This window comes from Acinetobacter sp. AL9, from assembly GCF_041464035.1.
In the GTDB taxonomy this organism is placed as follows: Bacteria; Pseudomonadota; Gammaproteobacteria; order Pseudomonadales; family Moraxellaceae; genus Acinetobacter; species Acinetobacter towneri.
Window position 1 is genome coordinate 1 of record NZ_JAYFSK010000286.1, and the last position, 239, is coordinate 239.

At 46.9% G+C, this 239-nt stretch carries 1 protein-coding gene; it reads left to right on the plus strand.

Features of this window, described 5'->3' with window-relative positions; translation table 11 throughout:
* The coding region (locus ACEO2X_RS14735) for a transposase (RefSeq protein WP_371972223.1) at window positions 1-239 on the plus strand (239 nt) is incomplete at both ends.

Genomic DNA, 239 nt, shown 5'->3' on the forward strand with positions numbered 1-239 from the left:
TGATCTATGACTTTCAGGATAGTCGTTCAGGCCAGCATGCTGCAGAGTTCTTGAAAGGCTGGCAGGGTTATCTAGTCTGTGATGATTACAGTGGTTATAAAGCACGCTTTAAATCAGGCCAGGTCATTGAGGTGGGCTGCATGGCCCATGCACGTCGTAAATTCCATGAACTGCATGTAACTGGGAAAAGTCAGGTCGCTGAACAGGCATTGGTGCTGATTCAGAAACTGTATGCGATA